This window comes from Pseudomonas sp. FP1762 (genome assembly GCF_030687105.1).
Lineage (GTDB): Bacteria > Pseudomonadota > Gammaproteobacteria > Pseudomonadales > Pseudomonadaceae > Aquipseudomonas > Aquipseudomonas siliginis.
Genome location: NZ_CP117458.1, coordinates 605,912 through 623,316, shown reverse-complemented (window position 1 = coordinate 623,316; position 17,405 = coordinate 605,912). Strand labels below are relative to the sequence as shown.

Below are 17,405 nucleotides of genomic sequence, written 5' to 3'. Positions count from 1 at the left end.
CGTCACAACCATGTTCGACAATACTGCGAGTAACGGCTGGAACGCGGAGCGTCCCGAGAGGCATTCCCACGCGGAGCGTGGGAACGATCAGCAAAACGCCAACCCGAAGGTTGGCGTTCTGTTCAGCTCAAGCAGTGTTTAGCGCGGCACGACCGGCTTGCGTGTCGGCTTCGGCCCTTTGCCTTTGGCCGCATCCTTGCGCTCCTTGGCCGCCTGCTGGTTGCGGGCGAATGCCGCAGCCTTGGCCTGTTCACGCTTGTCCCACGGATTACCGCCATCACTGGCACGCGGCGGCAGACCGGTGTGCTGAGTGAGAATCTTGGTGGTCTTCTCTTTGGCGACCTTGTGGCTGCCGGCCGGCGTCGAGTTCTTGCGACGGGCGCTCTGGTAGCTGTCGGTGGCCGGCTGATGCGCCGGAATCAGTTGATCCTTGCCCGGGCCGATCAGATCGGCGCGGCCCATGCGGATCAGCGCTTCACGCAGCATCGGCCAGCCTTTCGGGTCGTGATAACGCAAGAACGCCTTGTGCAGACGACGCTGATCTTCGCTCTTGACGATGGTCACGCCGTCGCTCTTGTACGTCACCTTGCGCAGCGGGTTCTTGCCCGAGTGGTACATCGCCGTGGCGGTGGCCATCGGCGACGGGTAGAACGCCTGCACCTGATCGGCGCGGAAGCCATTGCCCTTGAGCCACAGAGCAAGGTTCATCATGTCTTCGTCGGTGGTGCCCGGGTGGGCAGCGATGAAGTACGGAATCAGGTACTGCTCCTTGCCCGCTTCCTTGGTGTACTTCTCGAACATGCGCTTGAACTTGTCATAGCTGCCGATGCCCGGCTTCATCATCTGGTTGAGCGGACCTTCCTCGGTGTGCTCCGGGGCGATCTTCAGATAACCGCCGACATGGTGAGTCACCAGCTCCTTGACGTATTCCGGCGACTCGACGGCGAGGTCGTAACGCAAACCGGAGGCGATCAGGATCTTCTTCACACCCGGCAGGGCGCGGGCGCTGCGATACAGCTGGATCAGCGACGAGTGGTCGGTGTTCAGGTTCGGGCAGATACCGGGGAACACGCACGAAGGCTTGCGGCAGGCGGATTCGATTTCCGGGCTCTTGCAGGCGATGCGGTACATGTTCGCAGTCGGGCCGCCGAGGTCGGAAATCACGCCGGTGAAACCCGGCACCTTGTCGCGGATCTCTTCGATTTCGCGAATGATCGACTCTTCGGAACGGTTCTGGATGATGCGGCCTTCGTGCTCGGTGATCGAGCAGAAGGTGCAGCCACCAAAGCAGCCACGCATGATGTTCACCGAGAAACGGATCATGTCGTAGGCCGGGATCTTCTCCTTGCCGTACGCCGGGTGCGGCACACGGGCGTAAGGCATGCCGAACACGTAGTCCATTTCTTCGGTGGTCATCGGAATCGGCGGCGGGTTGAACCAGACATCGAGCTCGCCATGCTTCTGCACCAGCGCACGGGCGTTGCCCGGGTTGGTTTCCAGGTGCAACACGCGGTTGGCGTGGGCGTAAAGAACCGGGTCGTTGCGCACCTTCTCCATCGACGGCAGACGAATCACGGTCTTGTCACGGGTCATGCGCGGGCTGGCCAGGATCTGCACGACCTTGGCTTCCTGCGGATCTTCGACCGGGCCTTTTTCCTGCTCGATGGCGCAGGCCTGGGTGTCCTGGGTATTCACGTACGGGTTGATGATCTTGTCGACCTTGCCCGGACGGTCGATGCGCGTGGAGTCGACTTCGTACCAGCCCTGCGGCGTGTCGCGACGGATGAACGCGGTGCCGCGCACATCGGTGATGTCTTCGATCTTGTGGCCCCACGACAGGCGCTGGGCAACTTCGACAATCGCCCGCTCGGCGTTGCCGTACAGCAGAATGTCAGCGCTGGCGTCGATCAGGATCGAGTTGCGCACGCGATCCTGCCAATAGTCATAGTGGGCGATGCGGCGCAAAGAGGCTTCGATGCCGCCGAGCACGATCGGCACATGCTTGTAGGCTTCCTTGCAGCGCTGGCTGTAAACCAGACTGGCGCGATCCGGACGCTTGCCGGCCATGCCGCCGGGCGTATACGCGTCATCGGAACGGATTTTCTTGTCCGCGGTGTAACGATTGATCATCGAGTCCATGTTGCCCGCCGCGACGCCGAAGAACAGGTTCGGCTCGCCGAGCTTCATGAAGTCGTCTTTGGACTGCCAGTTCGGCTGCGCGATGATCCCGACGCGGAAGCCTTGCGACTCCAGCAGCCGGCCGATGATCGCCATGCCGAACGACGGATGATCGACGTAGGCATCACCGGTAACAATGATGATGTCGCACGAATCCCAGCCGAGCTGATCCATCTCCTCCCTGCTCATCGGCAGGAATGGCGCTGGCCCGAAACATTCGGCCCAATATTTTGGATAGTCAAATAACGGCTTGGCTGCTTGCATGTCGACGACCGGTGCTGAAGTGAAAAATCGCGGGCGCGGAATATAGCACAAATTTTGACCAATTCCGACGACGGTGGTCGGTTTCTCTGCGAGCTGGTCTCGCGCAGCCAGCCCGCGACACATCACGAGTTTTCGCTGAGCGTACGACGCACCAAAACGGCAAGGAAGCCGCCCGCCCGCAGCACTCCCCCGGGAGTAACGGGGCATTCAACGTAAAGGAAGACAGGCAATGTCACCCAAACCGCCAATCAGAGGCATCACTACCGTCTCGATCCATAATCCGCGACCCGATTATTCGCTAACCCGGCCTGGTTTCCCCCTGTCCTTCGATGGCGCGTCGGGGCTCAGGATTCCCACGCGCCCGACGACAACGATCGCAACAGCGATCGATCACGTGCTCAACCACATTATCCCCATGCCTGCGCGGGCGGCGGTCAGAACGGCGGCGGTAGCGCAATCTGTTGCCTTTGTGCACGACCGCCCTTTGAAGGATTACTGGATCACTTCGCTGGTTGTGCTGCCGGCGGCCGATGCCGAAGGCATGTCGACGCTCAATGGACGCCAGTATGTTCAGGTACCGGAGGGTGGCACCGTACAGGTGAGTCTGGACTCGGCCAGCGGTTTCTACCGGGCAAAATTGCCCAGCGAATTGCACGCGTCGGGACCGCTATTGCGCTTCGATACCGACAGCCGTCTCTGGCAGCCCATCGACACCTCGGCGCCCTCCACCTACCCCTTGTCCACGACCCGGCTGGAGGCGTTTCGCACCGATCTGGATTTCAGCACGGTCGAGCCGGACGGCGATGGCCTGTTGCGCTTCAACGGCAAACTCTATGTGCAGATCGAGAGCTACGCCTATCAGGTTCTGCATGATCTCGACGCCTCGACACCGCACAGAGCGGTGATGCGCATCGTTCGCCCTGAAGATCCGATCGCCGCCGATGCGACAAACGTTTACGTCGCATCACGTCCCGGCAGGTCGGAAGCAATTACTTTCAACGCTCAATCCGGCTGGCGCGGAACCTCCTTGACAGGTGTAGCCGGAATGCCGAGAGGCGCAGCGGCGCGACCCTCAGACTTATGGCTGCATCTGGAGGTGACAGTCGCACTCGAGGGTATCAACAAGCGGATCAAGCAGGATCAGGATAAACGTGAACAGCTGATAAACGCCTGGCTGGAGGCGAGTAACGCGCAGGGAGAGCATGCGCAAACCGTTCGACGCGAAACAATGGCGCTGCTTGATCGCGAGGTTCACTGCCACAAAGAACTGAAACACCTTGGAAAGGCGCTGAAATACTACGAGGAGCAAAAATCCTCGATCAAGCGCTTCATGAAGCAGGACGCTTACCTGAACAACATAATCAGGCTGCAAAAAAAACAGATGCTCGCCTATCAGCAACTGATCGAATGCGGCTTGACGCGCCACGCCCTGGAGGGTCCGATGATCGACCTCGACCCGGAGCGGCTGCCGCGAACAGTCAACGTTCTGGGCAGGATGCTGAGTCATCTGAAAGAGCGCCAGCAAATCGCCGACAATCTGGTGAACAAATGGCGGGTCTCTCCAGACGAGTTCAGCGCGGATGTTCTTTCACCAATGGACACCCATAACGTTGTTGCCTCCTGGGTCCTGACCAAAAGTCTGATGCTGGATACCCCACAATCGGCCGGCAACGCCCCTCTGGCATCGGAACTGGCCACCCGCTTTGGTCAGGTGACCTTTGTTTACGGAGCGCTTGGCGCAGTTCCCGAGGTTTCCCACCCTGCCGTATTGAATAACCTGTTCCAGGAATGCACAGCCATCCGCCACTGGTTCGAACGCCTTGATCTGGCACCGGGGGAGCAGCACGCCACTTCACGCAGGGAGATCACTGCGGAAATCGAAATATTCGAGCAGACGCTGGTAGGCCGCTTGAACCAGTTTCTCCATCAGGCTGACCGTCCGGTGCTGACGTTCGACCAGCAGAACATTGATTTCGAGTTCATTCCGGCCCAGGACAGAAGCGGTCTCCAACCGCCGCCCAAGCTCATCTTTCGGGCAAAGAAAAACGGCGTCTACAAGCTCAATGTCGGCGAGTCTCGACGCACCGCGCAAAACGAAGAGGTGATTGAGGTCCGCAACCTCCACAATCCCAGGCAGCCGTCACAGACCTATGACCGAGGACGCGGTGAATGGCGTTCGCCGCGGACAACGCCGCAGAGGAGCTTGCCGTCATTGGTTGCCGAAGCCACTCGGCACCTTGACCGTGTCGACGCGCATGTCCGCGCTGCCCTCCACGAAGAACGGCAAAGAAACCATCCGGACAACATTGTCGAGATGCTCGAAAGCAGCGCCGGGGCAATGGATGACACCGTATTGCAGTTGCAGCGGGCGGAACTGGCCCATGATGAGACCACCGCGCTGATTCGGCGCCTACAGGACGCCAGTGAACGTCTGCGCAATGAGGGCGAAACCATCCGCCTGCGAATCTATAAGGACAAGCATGTTCTGAACGTCGACCGACTGCTGTACCTGATCGACAAGGGCCACGTGAACGCCCGGAAAATCGAGAGCCGATTGAAACGTGGCAAGGGTTCGGACCGGCAATATCTCGACATCTATCTAGTCACCGATGCACATACCCACGATCCCCTCTGGCACGCACATTTTCATTATGCGAGACAGGATTCCCCGGACTTGAATTTCAACGTGCGCGGCGCGCATTTGAAAACCCTTGAACAAAGCAGCAGGGGTATTCAATCGCAGCGCAGGGAAGAACTGGCGCAGCGGCCGCATCAACCTGTCTGGCGCGAATATCTCGATGGACGCACAGCGCAGAAAATCTTCGACCTGGCCGCCGCCTCCGCTCACCCGATGACACAGCCTCAGGCAATGACGCCGAACAGGCCGGCAGCTTCCGCTGAAGAAGCTACCGTGCAACGACTACAAGGAATGTAAGACATGCCAAGCAAACCGCCGTCGAAAGTGACGCTTCCCGGTCATTCACATATTCGACCGGACACATCCATGGATACGCCCCCGCCACGCCTCAACCTGACCCCGCGCCCCGGCCTGGATCCGACCACGTTGAGCGGCCCGTCAATCCGCGCGAACAGGCCCACAGACGGTATCGATCCTGATGCAATCGTTCCTGCTCCCAACGTCACAGTGCAGGCGATTGCTTCAATGCATGACGCCTTCGCTCATGTGGGCCACCCGCCTGAGCATTACCGGCTCAGTGCAACGATCGGCTTGCCCGATGCCGACGCTGAAGGCCTGAGAACATTCAAGGGCCGCCATTACGTGGAAATGACCGATGGTGGCTTCGTGCAGGTGGGCAAGGATGCGCAGAGCGGCCTCTGGCGCGCCAGGCTGGCCAGTGAATCGATTCCCTCCGGACCGCTGATGCTGCACGACCCCGAGAGTGGTCGATGGCATGCGCTGGAATTTTCGCAACCAAGCACCTTCGCTTTATCGGGGGCGCGTCTGCAGGCGTTTCGCACGCCGCTCGACTTCAGCACCAGCTCACCCGACAGCGACGGGCTGCACCGCCATGACGGCAAGCTCTATGCAGTGATCGATAATCACGGCTATCAGGTCCTGTACGATTCCGATGCATCGACGCCTCTGGCCGAAGTGATGCGCATCGTTCGCCCGCAAGATCCTGTCGCCGCCGACATCGACAACATCTACAGCGCTACGCGCCCTGGCAGATCCGAGCCTGTGGTGTTCGATGCCCGTCAGGGCTGGCAAGGCATCGTAGTCGGCGGAGCCGGCGGAATGCAGCGTGGCAGTCCCGACCAACCGGCTTCACCGGGGCTGCGGGAACGGCTCAACACCGCGTTCAACCGACTGCGCACGCCACAATCGCGACTGCGAAAACTTTATCCCTCTCTGGACAGCGAGCAGATCCGCACGCTGCTGAGCCCCCACAGCGACGATGTACAAGGCTTCTTGACCCGCGTCGAGACTGAATACAAGACCTTGAAGCTGGAACTCGCGACGTGGCTGAAGACCAGTACGCTGGCCGGCGGGGCGGCCCATCCCTCGGTGGAGCGCGCCGCGCAAGAGATCAAGCGTTGCTGGAAACGGCAGACGGGAACAACGCTGCAGCTGGATCTTGACGGCGTTGGCATCGCTGCGCTCTCGGCAGATTTCAGCCATGTACGCACGCTGCACTTGCAGGCGGTGGCATGGTCGGCGGGCTCCGAAACTTTTCTCAAGCGGTTCACAGCCCTTGAGCGCTTGAAAATCAACGCTTCGGCGCTCGATACACCGCCGGCGAACCTCACGCAGATGCCCGGCCTGAAGGAACTGGACCTGCGAGCGAACCGCATTGAACTGAGCGAGCAAACCGCCGGCGAGCTGGCTTCGCTCAGCCAACTGGAAAACCTTGATCTGTCGGACAACCCGCTGGGCAAGACCCTGGACTTCAGCGGCATGCTCCAGCTCAAGACCGTGAGTCTGCGCAACACCGGGCTGGATGAATGGCCAACCGGGCTGCGAGATCAGCTAGCGATAGAGTCAATCGATCTGCGCAACAACCGATTGCGCGAAATTCCGCAGGCGATCATCAATCCGGCGAGTGATCAGTTGCTCGACATCGCCAACATCAACCGCGTCACCCTGATCGAAGGCAATCCCTTCGCCAGCGGTTATTGGCGGCGGCTGGAAGTCTATTGGCAGCGGGTTACGGCGCAATACCCGGCACTGATTACCAGCGCACGCACGGATGCATTCCGGATTGATGGCGACATTCCAGAAGTCGCCATGCTGCTGCGGATGCATCCAGAGAGAACCCCGCAAACTGCCCGGGAATACCTGATCGGTCTGGGGGATGATGCAGAAGCCACGATCAGCCGGCGTTTCGAGGAGTTCAAGGTGCTCGACGCACAGCTGCAGGCTTACGTCGCCGACAGCACGTCGGCAGCATCCAGCGCCGCCGGCCAGGAAAAGCTTCGGGCAGAATACATTGCCCGGACTATCAAGGACTGCTGGCTCCAGGAATCGACGTCGCTCATGCTGCCAGCAGTGAACGGACCGCTACCGTCACTGACGGCCGACTTCAGTCGGTTGAAAATGCTCATCCTCAATAACGTCGTCTGGTCCGACACTGCCGACACGTTCCTGTCGCGGTTGCCTGATCTGGACATTCTGACGATCACCCGCTCCGGCCTGAAAAAATTGCCCGCAGCCATCAGCGGGATGAGCCGGCTCGCCCACCTCAATCTGACTGAAAACCAGATAAAACTCGATGAGCACAGCGCTGGTGCATTGAGTGCATTGCATCAGCTGGTTACCGTCAAGCTCTCTGACAACCCACTGCAGATACCGCCCGATTTCAGCGCGATGTCCGGACTGCAGACACTGGAGCTGAGGAACACCGGAATCAGCGAGTGGCCCCTCGGGCTGGCTGACAAGACCACCTTGACCGGCGTCGACCTCAGCAACAATAAACTGCGCATCGTCCCCGACGCGCATATCAACCCGCCTGCCGATCAATTGGCCGTGGTCGCGCGGATCAACAACCGCACGCTGATTGAGGGCAACGACTTCCCTTCGCCTTACTGGAGAAAGTTCGATGGCTACTGGCGAAGACTCAATGAACTGCATCCCGAGTTGATGACTCCAGCCCACCCCGCCGTATTCGATACTGAGAACTCGCGAGCGCAACGCTACCGAAGACTGTTTCCGGGCAAAAGCATCAAGGCCTGCCGGGATTTTATCTGGAGCCAAGACAAGGGCACTGTCGCGACCAGGCTGTTGGCGCTCGAGCAGGATTTCGCCGTGCTGAAAAACCAGTTGGATGACTGGGTTTTTTCCGGAGGCAGCAATCGTCTGCGCTATATCCGCGTCAATCAATTGCACGCCAACACTCAAACCCGCAATGAGCGCATCGAGGCACGTGACCGGATCATCAGTTGCTGGCGACGTGAAACGCCCGAGCAACACGCCTTCGACGGCACGCCGATAGGTCTTGAACTGGATTTGAGCGGTTTGACACTGCCAACCCTGCCGGATCTGAGCAGCGACTTCAGCCATGTCGGCTCACTCAAACTCAACAACATGAATCTCACCGAATCCCCGGAAGGTTTCCTGACCCGCTTCCGGCATTTGCGCTGGCTGAACATGGCGAACAATCGACTCAGGGATCTCCCTCCGGCGATCGGCGAGATGCACGGGATGACGCGGTTGTTCCTGCAGGGTAATCAACTGGAACTCACCGCCGAGACCGCGCAGATACTGGCCGGGAGAACCACTCTGAGGGCCTTGTGGATTCACGACAACCCGCACTTGAGCGTGAGCCCGGATTTCAGTGCGATCACTGACATGCGCGAGGTCGACATGTCCAATACGGGCATCGAAAGCTGGCCAACCGGACTGTTCGATCAGCCCCTGCTGGGCAAGGTCCATCTGAACGACAACCGGATCACGAGTCTGCCCGACTTTGTCGTCGCACCGGCAGCGGATCGCCTGACGCATTCGATTCAGGTCAACAGTGGCACTCAGATAAGCGGTAATCCCCTGAGCGCATACACACGAGAACGCCTGGCCGGCTACGGTGAATGGCTGAACCGCTCCGCAGCATCGCTCTACAATCCATTGAACCTGCTGACGACTTCTCTTTCGGCAGCCCACCCGCAAGCAGTGGCAACGAACTCTGTTTCGGTCTATCCGCAGTTGACCGTCGGCATGACGGCAGACGAGGCGATGATTCGCGCCGAGCAATTGAACAGGCTCAAAGCACAGGTGGGCTCAGATGGCTTTTTCAACATCATTTCCAAACTCGCCCACCATGCCGATTTCCGCCGACAGATCTGGGACGTGGTCGATGCGATCAGCGAGAACAGCGTGCAGACACGTGCTCTGCGCAGAGACGTTTTTGATCGCGCCTGCGAGGCTGGCTGCACTGACCTTGCCGCTGCCACGTTTACAGACATGCAAGTACTGACCATGACGCACAAGGCGCGAATGCAGGCGAGGCAAGACGGCGATGGTGCTCGATTGGTGGACCTGTCCAGAAGCCTGTTCAGACTCAGACAGGTCGATGATCTGGCCGCAGCCGAAATCGCTGCGAGCAGGGCAATCGTCGACGATCCGCAAACTTCAGCGAGGGAGCGCAATATCCATCAGCTGCGCTTGCGCGACCCGCACGAGATGACGATGGCCTACCGCTTTGGGCTCAAGGATCGGCTGCAGTTACCGTTTCAGCCGCAGACACTGTCCTTTATCGGCATGGCCGGCGTCACATCGCCGATGCTGGAAGTGGCCTACCGAAAGGTCATCGCCTTGAACGACTCCCCCGATGAGTTTCAGGCTCTGGTATCGATGGATTTCTGGCAGGACTTCATCACGCACAAATACTCATCCCGGTTCGACGCCGCACGTCAGCCCTATCAACAGAAACAGGCCGCACTGGACGCGCAGTCCGCGACAAATGCCCTGACCGAAACCGAATATCAGGCGCAAACCAATGACGTCACAGCACAGCTGGCCATCAGCGAAGCGACGCTGATCCAGGCACTGACCCGCGAGGAAATTCGCCCCGGTGACGGAGTCGAAACAACTGCAAGCAGCGAGACGGCAGCTTCGGCCGATTGAAACCGACCACGACAGCAGGCCGGATGATCCGGTCTGCTGTTACTCGTCGTCGTCGAAGTTGTAACTGCCCGGCGCGAGGTTTTCGAAGCGCGTGTACTTGCCGATGAACGCCAGCCGAATAAACCCGATCGGGCCGTTACGCTGTTTGCCGATGATGATTTCGGCAATGCCCTTGTGCTCGGTTTCCGGGTGATACACCTCGTCGCGATAAACGAACATGATCACGTCGGCGTCCTGCTCGATCGCTCCGGATTCGCGCAAGTCGGAGTTGACCGGGCGTTTGTTGGGGCGTTGTTCGAGGGAGCGGTTGAGCTGCGACAGGGCGACTACCGGGCAGTTGAATTCCTTGGCCAGCGCTTTCAGCGATCGCGAAATCTCGGAAATTTCGTTGGTGCGGTTGTCACCGCTGGAACCGGGGATCTGCATCAGTTGCAGGTAGTCGATCATGATCAAGCCGACATCGCCGTGCTCACGCACCAGACGCCGGGTCCGCGCGCGCATTTCCGAAGGGCTGATACCGGCGGTGTCATCGATGAACAGTTTGCGATCGTTGAGCAGGTTCACCGCTGACGTCAGGCGCGGCCAGTCGTCATCTTCGAGCTGGCCGGAACGCACCTTGGTCTGGTCGATTCGGCCGAGCGAAGACAGCATACGCATGATCAGCGATTCGCCTGGCATCTCGAGGGAGTAAACCAGGACAGCCTTTTCGCTGCGCAACACGGCGTTTTCCACCAGGTTCATCGCGAAGGTGGTTTTACCCATCGACGGACGGCCGGCGACGATAATCAGGTCGGACGGCTGCAAGCCGCTGGTCTTTTCATCGAGGTCGGTGTAACCCGTAGACAGACCGGTGATGGCGTCGGCGGTGTTGAACAGGGTATCGATCCGGTCGATAGCCTTGGTCAGCAACTCATTGACGCCGACCGGGCCGCCGGTCTTCGGCCGCGCTTCGGCGATCTGGAAGATCTGCCGTTCGGCTTCATCGAGGATCTCTTCGGCGGTGCGGCCTTCGGGGTTGAAGGCGCTGTCGGCAATCTCGGTACTGATGCCGATCAGTTGGCGCAACGTCGCACGCTGGCGGACGATCTGCGCATAGGCCTTGATGTTGGCGACGGACGGGGTGTTTTTCGCCAGTTCGCCCAGATAGCCGAGGCCGCCGACTTGCGAAGTCTGACCTTCCTTGTCCAGCTGTTCGGCAAGGGTCACGACGTCGATCGGCGAGTTCTGATCAGCCAGTTTGGCGATCGCTCGGAAGATCAGACGGTGGTCATGTCGATAGAAATCGCCATCGGAGACTTGATCGAGCACGCGTTCCCAAGCGTTGTTGTCCAGCATCAGACCACCGAGTACGGCCTGTTCGGCCTCGATGGAATGCGGCGGCACCTTCAGGGCAGCGGTTTGCAGATCGTATTGCTCGGGAGCGGAGATATCGTTCATGGCCACTTGAGTATTAGTGAAAAGCAGGGAATTCAGAAAGACAAAGGGCACGACCTGTAAACAGGATCGTGCCCGATGTTAACCGTCTGACGGACAAGCCGCCAGCCGATCCGTGTTGCTTAAGCTGCTACCACGACAACGCGTACGGTGGCTTCAACTTCGGCGTGCAGGTGCACGGCCACGTCGAATTCACCCACGTTGCGGATGGTGCCGTTCGGCAGACGAACTTCGCTCTTCTGCACTTCAACGCCGGAGGCGGTCAGTGCGTCAGCGATGTCGTGAGTACCGATCGAACCGAACAGCTTGCCTTCGTCGCCAGCGGTGGCAGTGATGGTCACTTCCAGCTCGGCCAGTTGGGCAGCACGGCTTTCAGCCGATGCCTTACGGTCTGCGGCGGCTTTTTCCAGCTCGGCGCGACGCTCTTCGAACGCAGCCAGGTTGGCAGCGGTCGCAGCGGTAGCCTTGCCGAAAGGCAGCAGGTAGTTACGGCCGTAACCGGCCTTAACGTTTACTTTGTCGCCCAGGTTGCCCAGGTTGGCGATTTTTTCCAGAAGGATCAGTTGCATGTGAAAATCCTCTAACTTTTAACCTTCACCGTTCGCGCTGTCGGTGTCTTTCGACACGTGACGACCGCGAAAATCAATCAGGCTGTCGACAATGGCCAGAACCACGAGCAACGGATAGATCAGCTGCATGAACAACAGCAGCGTGACGTACAACCCCACCAGCCAGAAACCGGCCAGTCGCTTCTGCCCGACCAGCCCGTGAATCAGGGCCAGCCCGGCGAACACCAGCGGTACACTGCACAACGGCGTCAACATGGCCATCTGTGCGCCGAGATTCGGGCCCAGAAGCATCAACGCCAGCAGTAACATCGCCGGCCCCAGCGGGATGCGGATGGCGCGAAACTCGCGACCGAAACCACCCGGGTTGTACAACAACGCCTGCCAATGCCGCCCGACAATCAGGCTCAGCACGCTGACGATCTGCAACAAGGCCGCAATCAGTCCGGTCAGGACCGGTGCAATCAGGGACGCGAAACGCGCTTGCTCATCGACCGACAATTGCTTGTAGGTCTCACCGAGAAGTGCCGGCATGACCTTTATAAGGGCCTGTGCAAGCATCTCGATCTGAGCCGCAAACGCGACCCCGAGCACCACTGAAAACACCACGCCGATCACTACGCTGACCAGCAGCGTGCGGACCCAGGATTCGCTTGCGCGCAAAACCAACGCAAGCCCCGAAGACCCCAGCAGCACCAGAAGTGCCCGTGGGTCGTCGGCATACAGCCACCAGATCAAGGCCGGCAGCAGTCCCAGCGACAGAACGCCAAGGGCGTCCGCCAATCCGCGCCGCAGCAGCACAAGGCTCCCGGCGGCAGCACCCAACCAATACAACAACGGCAATGTTGCACATCCGGCCACCACGAGAGTGGCCTGCATTCGGCCTCGCATGATGAACTCAGCTAAGGCGCGCATGCATTCAATCCTTTGCTACTTGTCGACTGCCCGGTCTCAGCGGCCGTGGCTGTCGGTGTAGGCCAGCAGGGCCAGGAAGCGGGCGCGCTTGATAGCGGTGGCCAGCTGACGCTGATAACGAGCTTTGGTACCGGTGATGCGGCTTGGAACGATTTTGCCGGTCTCGGATACGTAAGCTTTCAGAGTGTTGAGATCTTTGTAGTCGATCTCTTTCACGTCTTCAGCGGTGAAGCGGCAGAATTTACGACGACGGAAGAAACGTGCCATTTGATAGGCTCCTTAATAAGGTCCGTGGATTACTCGTCAGCGTTATCGCTGTTGTCGCTGTCATCACTGTCGGTGCCTTCGGCGCCTTCGTGCTCAGGACGGTCGCGACGCTCACGGCGCTCACTGCGGTTTTCTTCAGCCTTGAGCATCTCGGACTGGCCGGTAACGGCTTCGTCGCGACGGATGACCAGGTTACGGATCACTGCATCGTTGTAGCGGAAGTTGTCTTCCAGCTCGGCCAGGGCCTTGCCAGTGCACTCAACGTTCAGCATCACGTAGTGAGCCTTGTGAACATTGTTGATTGCGTAGGCCAGTTGACGACGGCCCCAGTCTTCCAGACGGTGGATTTTGCCGCCGTCTTCTTCGATCAGCTTGGTGTAACGCTCAACCATGCCGCCGACTTGCTCGCTCTGATCCGGGTGGACCAGAAAGATGATTTCGTAATGACGCATGAATGCTCCTTACGGGTTGTAGCCTGCCGCTCAAAAACGGTCAGACAAGGAGTGAATGACACTTATGGACTTGCTGGCGCGGGGCACATGCGTGCCTGCCGTCACAGCAAGGGGCGCAATTGTAGAGAAGGGACTGCGGGCGCGCAAGGCAATTGGTGAATATTTGAACAACCACCGATCTTCCAGACACCGTAAACGAATGTGGGAGCGAGCCTGCTCGCGAATGCGGCCTGCCAGGCAACAATGACGTCGACTGACACTCCCTCTTCGCGAGCAGGCTCGCTCCCACAGTTGATTGCGTTAAGCTTATTTCTTCGCGGCAGCCTTGGCCTTCGCACCGCGCTGGCGCTGGGCCTCGAACAGGCACACGCCGGTGGCGACCGAGACGTTGAGGCTGCTGACGCTGCCGGCCATCGGCAGGTTCACCAGATAGTCGCAGTGCTCGCGGGTCAGGCGACGCATGCCTTTGCCTTCGGCGCCCATGATCAGAATGGTCGGGCCGGTCAGGTCCTGGTCATAGATGCTGACCTCGGCTTCACCAGCGGTGCCGACTACCCACAAACCGCGCTGCTGAAGTTTTTCCAACGTGCGCGCCAGGTTGGTCACGGCCACCAGCGGGATCACTTCCGCCGCGCCGCAGGCAACTTTACGCACCACCGGGGTCAGCGTGGCCGACTTGTCTTTCGGCACGATCACCGCCAGCGCACCGGCCGCATCGGCCGAACGCAGGCAGGCGCCGAGGTTGTGCGGATCGGTCACGCCGTCGAGCACCAGCAACAGCGGCGCGCCTTCGGTGCGATCGAGCAACTCGTCGAGCATCGCCTCGCCCCAGACCTGACTCGGGCTGACTTCAGCGACAACACCCTGATGCACGCCTTCAACCCAGGCGTCCATTTCGCGACGCTCGGCCTGGCCGACCTGAACACGGTTTTCATTGGCCAGCTCGACCAGCGTCTGCACGCGCGGATCATTGCGGCTTTCCGCCAGCCAGATCTGCTTGACGCGCTTGGGGTGGTGACGCAGCAACGCTTCTACCGCGTGAACGCCGTAGATTTTTTCCAACTGACTCATGACTTCGCCTTCGGTTTACGCGCCCCGCCACTTTTGGCTGGAGCGGAACCCGCTTTTGGCGGGCCCTTACGGTGTTTGCTCGGTTTGGCTGGCTTGCCGTCGGTCGCCCTGTCAGGCGCCGACCGTCCGGTCTTTCCCCCGGACGCCGCTTTACCACCGTTTTTCGCATCGGCCAGCAAGGCCTTCTTCAATTCACGGCTTTTGCGCAGCTCGGCGTTTTTCGCCACGGCATCGCTCGGACGATAGGCTTCGGCAACCTTTTCCTTGGCCGGACGACGGCTGGCGGTTTTCGCTGGAGCCTTTTCTTCCGCAGCCTTGGCAGCAGGCGCAGCGGTTTCGGCGCCACGTTTCTTGCGACCGATCGGCGCGCTGATGGTTTTCTCGGCCATCTCGAAGTCAATCTTGCGCTCATCAAGGTCGACGCGCATGACGCGTACTTCAACGGTGTCGCCAAGACGGAAACTGCGACCGGTGCGCTCGCCCGCCAAGCGGTGATGCACAGGATCGAAGTGGTAGTAATCGCCCGGCAGCGCGGTGACATGCACCAGGCCTTCGACGTAGATATCGGTCAGCTCGACGAACAGACCAAAACCGGTAACAGCGGTGATTACGCCCGGGAACGATTCGCCCACGCGATCCTTCATGAACTCGCACTTGAGCCAGTTCACCACGTCACGGGTCGCCTCGTCGGCACGGCGCTCGCTCATCGAGCACTGCTCGCCAAGCTGCTCCAGCGCCGCTTCGTCGTACGGATAGATGCGCGCTTTCGGAATGGTCATCGCACCGGCACGACGAACGTGCGGGGTGTCCTGTTTCGAATGGATCACGCTGCGAATCGCGCGGTGCGTGAGCAGGTCCGGGTAACGACGGATCGGCGAAGTGAAGTGGGTATAGGCTTCGTAATTCAGGCCGAAGTGGCCGTCGTTTTCAGCGCTGTACACCGCCTGACTCAACGAACGCAGCATCACAGTCTGGATCAGGTGGAAATCCGGACGATCCTTGATGCTCGCGAGCAAAGCCTGATAATCCTTCGGCGACGGACCGTCCTTGCCCTTGTGCAGGGACAGGCCGAGCTCACCAAGGAACGCGCGCAGCTTTTCCAGACGCTCTGGCGGCGGACCGGCGTGAACGCGATACAGCGCAGGGATTTCGTGCTTCTTGAGGAATTCGGCAGTGGCCACGTTGGCGGCCAGCATGCACTCCTCGATCAGCTTGTGCGCATCGTTGCGCACGGTCGGACGGATTTCCGCGATCTTGCGCTCGGAGCCGAAGATGATCCGTGTTTCCTGGGTTTCGAAATCGATCGCGCCACGCACATGACGGGCGGCGAGCAATACCTTGTACAACGCGTAGAGCTGCTTGAGGTGCGGGACGACGTCGGTGTACTCGCCGCGCAATTTGCGCGCTTCGGTAGCCTTCGGCGTTTCCAGCATCGCGCTGACCTTGTTGTAGGTCAGACGGGCGTGGGAATGGATCACCGCCTCATAGAAGCAGTAGTCGGTCATTTCGCCGGACTTGGAGATGGTCATCTCGCAAACCATGGCCAGACGATCGACTTGCGGGTTCAGCGAGCACAGGCCGTTGGACAGTTGCTCGGGCAGCATCGGGATCACGCGCTCGGGGAAGTACACCGAGTTGCCGCGAACCTGAGCTTCGTTGTCCAGCGCCGAGCCAATCTTCACGTAACTGGAAACGTCGGCAATCGCCACGTACAACTTCCAGCCACCGGAGAACAGACGCAGCTTGCCCGGTTTGGCTTCGCAGTAGACCGCATCGTCGAAGTCGCGGGCGTCTTCGCCGTCGATGGTGACGAACGGCAGATGACGCAGGTCGATGCGCTTTTCTTTGTCTTTTTCTTCGACTTCCGGCTTGAGCTTGGCGGCTTCTTTCACAACCGCCTCAGGCCAGACGTGCGGAATATCGTACGTGCGCAGAGCAACGTCGATTTCCATGCCCGGCGCCATATAGTTGCCGACCACTTCGACCACATCGCCTTGCGGCTGGAAACGCGGCGTTGGCCAGTGGGTGATTTTCACCTCGACGAATTGACCGATCTGCGCATTGGCGTTGCGGCCCGGGGTGACCAGCACTTCCTGCTGAATCTTCGGATTGTCGGCAACGACAAAACCGATGCCGCCTTCTTCGAAGTAGCGACCAACGATGGTTTCGTGAGCGCGGGACACCACTTCGACGATCACGCCTTCACGGCGACCACGACGATCGAGCCCGGAAACCCGGGCCAGCGCGCGGTCACCGTCGAACACCAGACGCATTTGCGCCGGGCTCATGAACAGGTCGTCGCTGCCGTCGTCCGGCACCAGGAAGCCGAAACCGTCACGGTGACCGCTGATGCGGCCGAGGATCAGGTCGAGCTTGTCCACCGGCGCGTAAGTGCCACGGCGGGTGTAGATCAGTTGAGCGTCGCGCTCCATGGCGCGCAAGCGGCGGCGCAGGGCCTCGATCTGGTCTTCGGTGGTCAGACCAAACTCTTCGACCAGTTGCTCGCGGGCAGCAGGCGAACCCCGATCGGCGAGGTGCGCCAGGATCAGTTCGCGGCTGGGAATAGGGTTTTCGTATTTTTCCGCTTCACGAGCGGCCTCGGGATCGAGGGACTGCCAATCGGCCATTAGAGAGTTTTCACCTTGTCTATATGCGGGTTAGTTTGGCATAGGCGCCGGG

The 17,405-nt window shown here is 59.8% G+C and carries 10 protein-coding genes; 2 read left to right on the top strand and 8 right to left on the bottom strand.

Translation table 11 applies throughout. The features are described from left to right. Nucleotides 1-138: 138 nt before the first annotated feature. The gene (locus tag PSH90_RS02635) at nt 139-2,442 is read right to left on the bottom strand and encodes a YgiQ family radical SAM protein (RefSeq protein ID WP_016771932.1); all 2,304 of its coding nucleotides are present in this window, start codon (nt 2,440-2,442) and stop codon (nt 139-141) included. 229 nt (nt 2,443-2,671) lie between these two features. Between PSH90_RS02635 and PSH90_RS02630 the strand changes: the two genes are divergently transcribed. Together PSH90_RS02630 and PSH90_RS02625 are read left to right on the top strand one after the other, a co-directional pair. Continuing rightward, nucleotides 2,672-5,377 (top strand): hypothetical protein, encoded by a 2,706-nt coding sequence (locus tag PSH90_RS02630; RefSeq protein ID WP_305382094.1) that lies wholly within the window; start codon nt 2,672-2,674, stop codon nt 5,375-5,377. Between the two features lie 3 nt (nt 5,378-5,380). Then, on the top strand, nt 5,381-10,021 hold the full coding sequence (locus tag PSH90_RS02625) for an NEL-type E3 ubiquitin ligase domain-containing protein (protein WP_305382093.1): 4,641 nt from the start codon (nt 5,381-5,383) through the stop codon (nt 10,019-10,021). Between the two features lie 39 nt (nt 10,022-10,060). On the opposite strand, the gene dnaB is transcribed toward PSH90_RS02625, so the two are convergent. The 7 genes from dnaB to rnr form a co-directional block, all read right to left on the bottom strand. Then, entirely contained in the window at nt 10,061-11,458 is a 1,398-nt protein-coding gene (dnaB, locus tag PSH90_RS02620; RefSeq protein WP_016771936.1) for a replicative DNA helicase, read from the bottom strand. Between the two features lie 119 nt (nt 11,459-11,577). Continuing rightward, on the bottom strand, nt 11,578-12,024 hold the full coding sequence (rplI, locus tag PSH90_RS02615; protein WP_003221136.1) for a 50S ribosomal protein L9: 447 nt from the start codon (nt 12,022-12,024) through the stop codon (nt 11,578-11,580). Between the two features lie 18 nt (nt 12,025-12,042). After that, complete coding sequence (locus PSH90_RS02610; protein ID WP_252868708.1) at nt 12,043-12,936, bottom strand: hypothetical protein; 894 nt, start codon at nt 12,934-12,936, stop codon at nt 12,043-12,045. 36 nt (nt 12,937-12,972) lie between these two features. Then, nucleotides 12,973-13,203 (bottom strand): 30S ribosomal protein S18, encoded by a 231-nt coding sequence (gene rpsR, locus PSH90_RS02605; RefSeq protein WP_002551829.1) that lies wholly within the window; start codon nt 13,201-13,203, stop codon nt 12,973-12,975. A 29-nt stretch (nt 13,204-13,232) separates the two neighbouring features. After that, nucleotides 13,233-13,655 (bottom strand): 30S ribosomal protein S6, encoded by a 423-nt coding sequence (gene rpsF, locus PSH90_RS02600; RefSeq protein ID WP_016771938.1) that lies wholly within the window; start codon nt 13,653-13,655, stop codon nt 13,233-13,235. Nucleotides 13,656-13,961: 306 nt separating this feature from the next. Next, nucleotides 13,962-14,726 carry a 23S rRNA (guanosine(2251)-2'-O)-methyltransferase RlmB gene (gene rlmB, locus PSH90_RS02595; protein WP_024011372.1) on the bottom strand — a complete coding sequence of 255 codons (765 nt, stop codon included), beginning with the start codon at nt 14,724-14,726 and terminating at the stop codon, nt 13,962-13,964. Beyond that, nucleotides 14,723-17,353, bottom strand: coding sequence for a ribonuclease R (gene rnr, locus PSH90_RS02590; RefSeq protein ID WP_024011371.1), 2,631 nt, complete (start codon nt 17,351-17,353; stop codon nt 14,723-14,725). Before rnr ends, rlmB begins: the two co-directional genes overlap by 4 nt. Between the last annotated feature and the right edge of the window lie 52 nt (nt 17,354-17,405).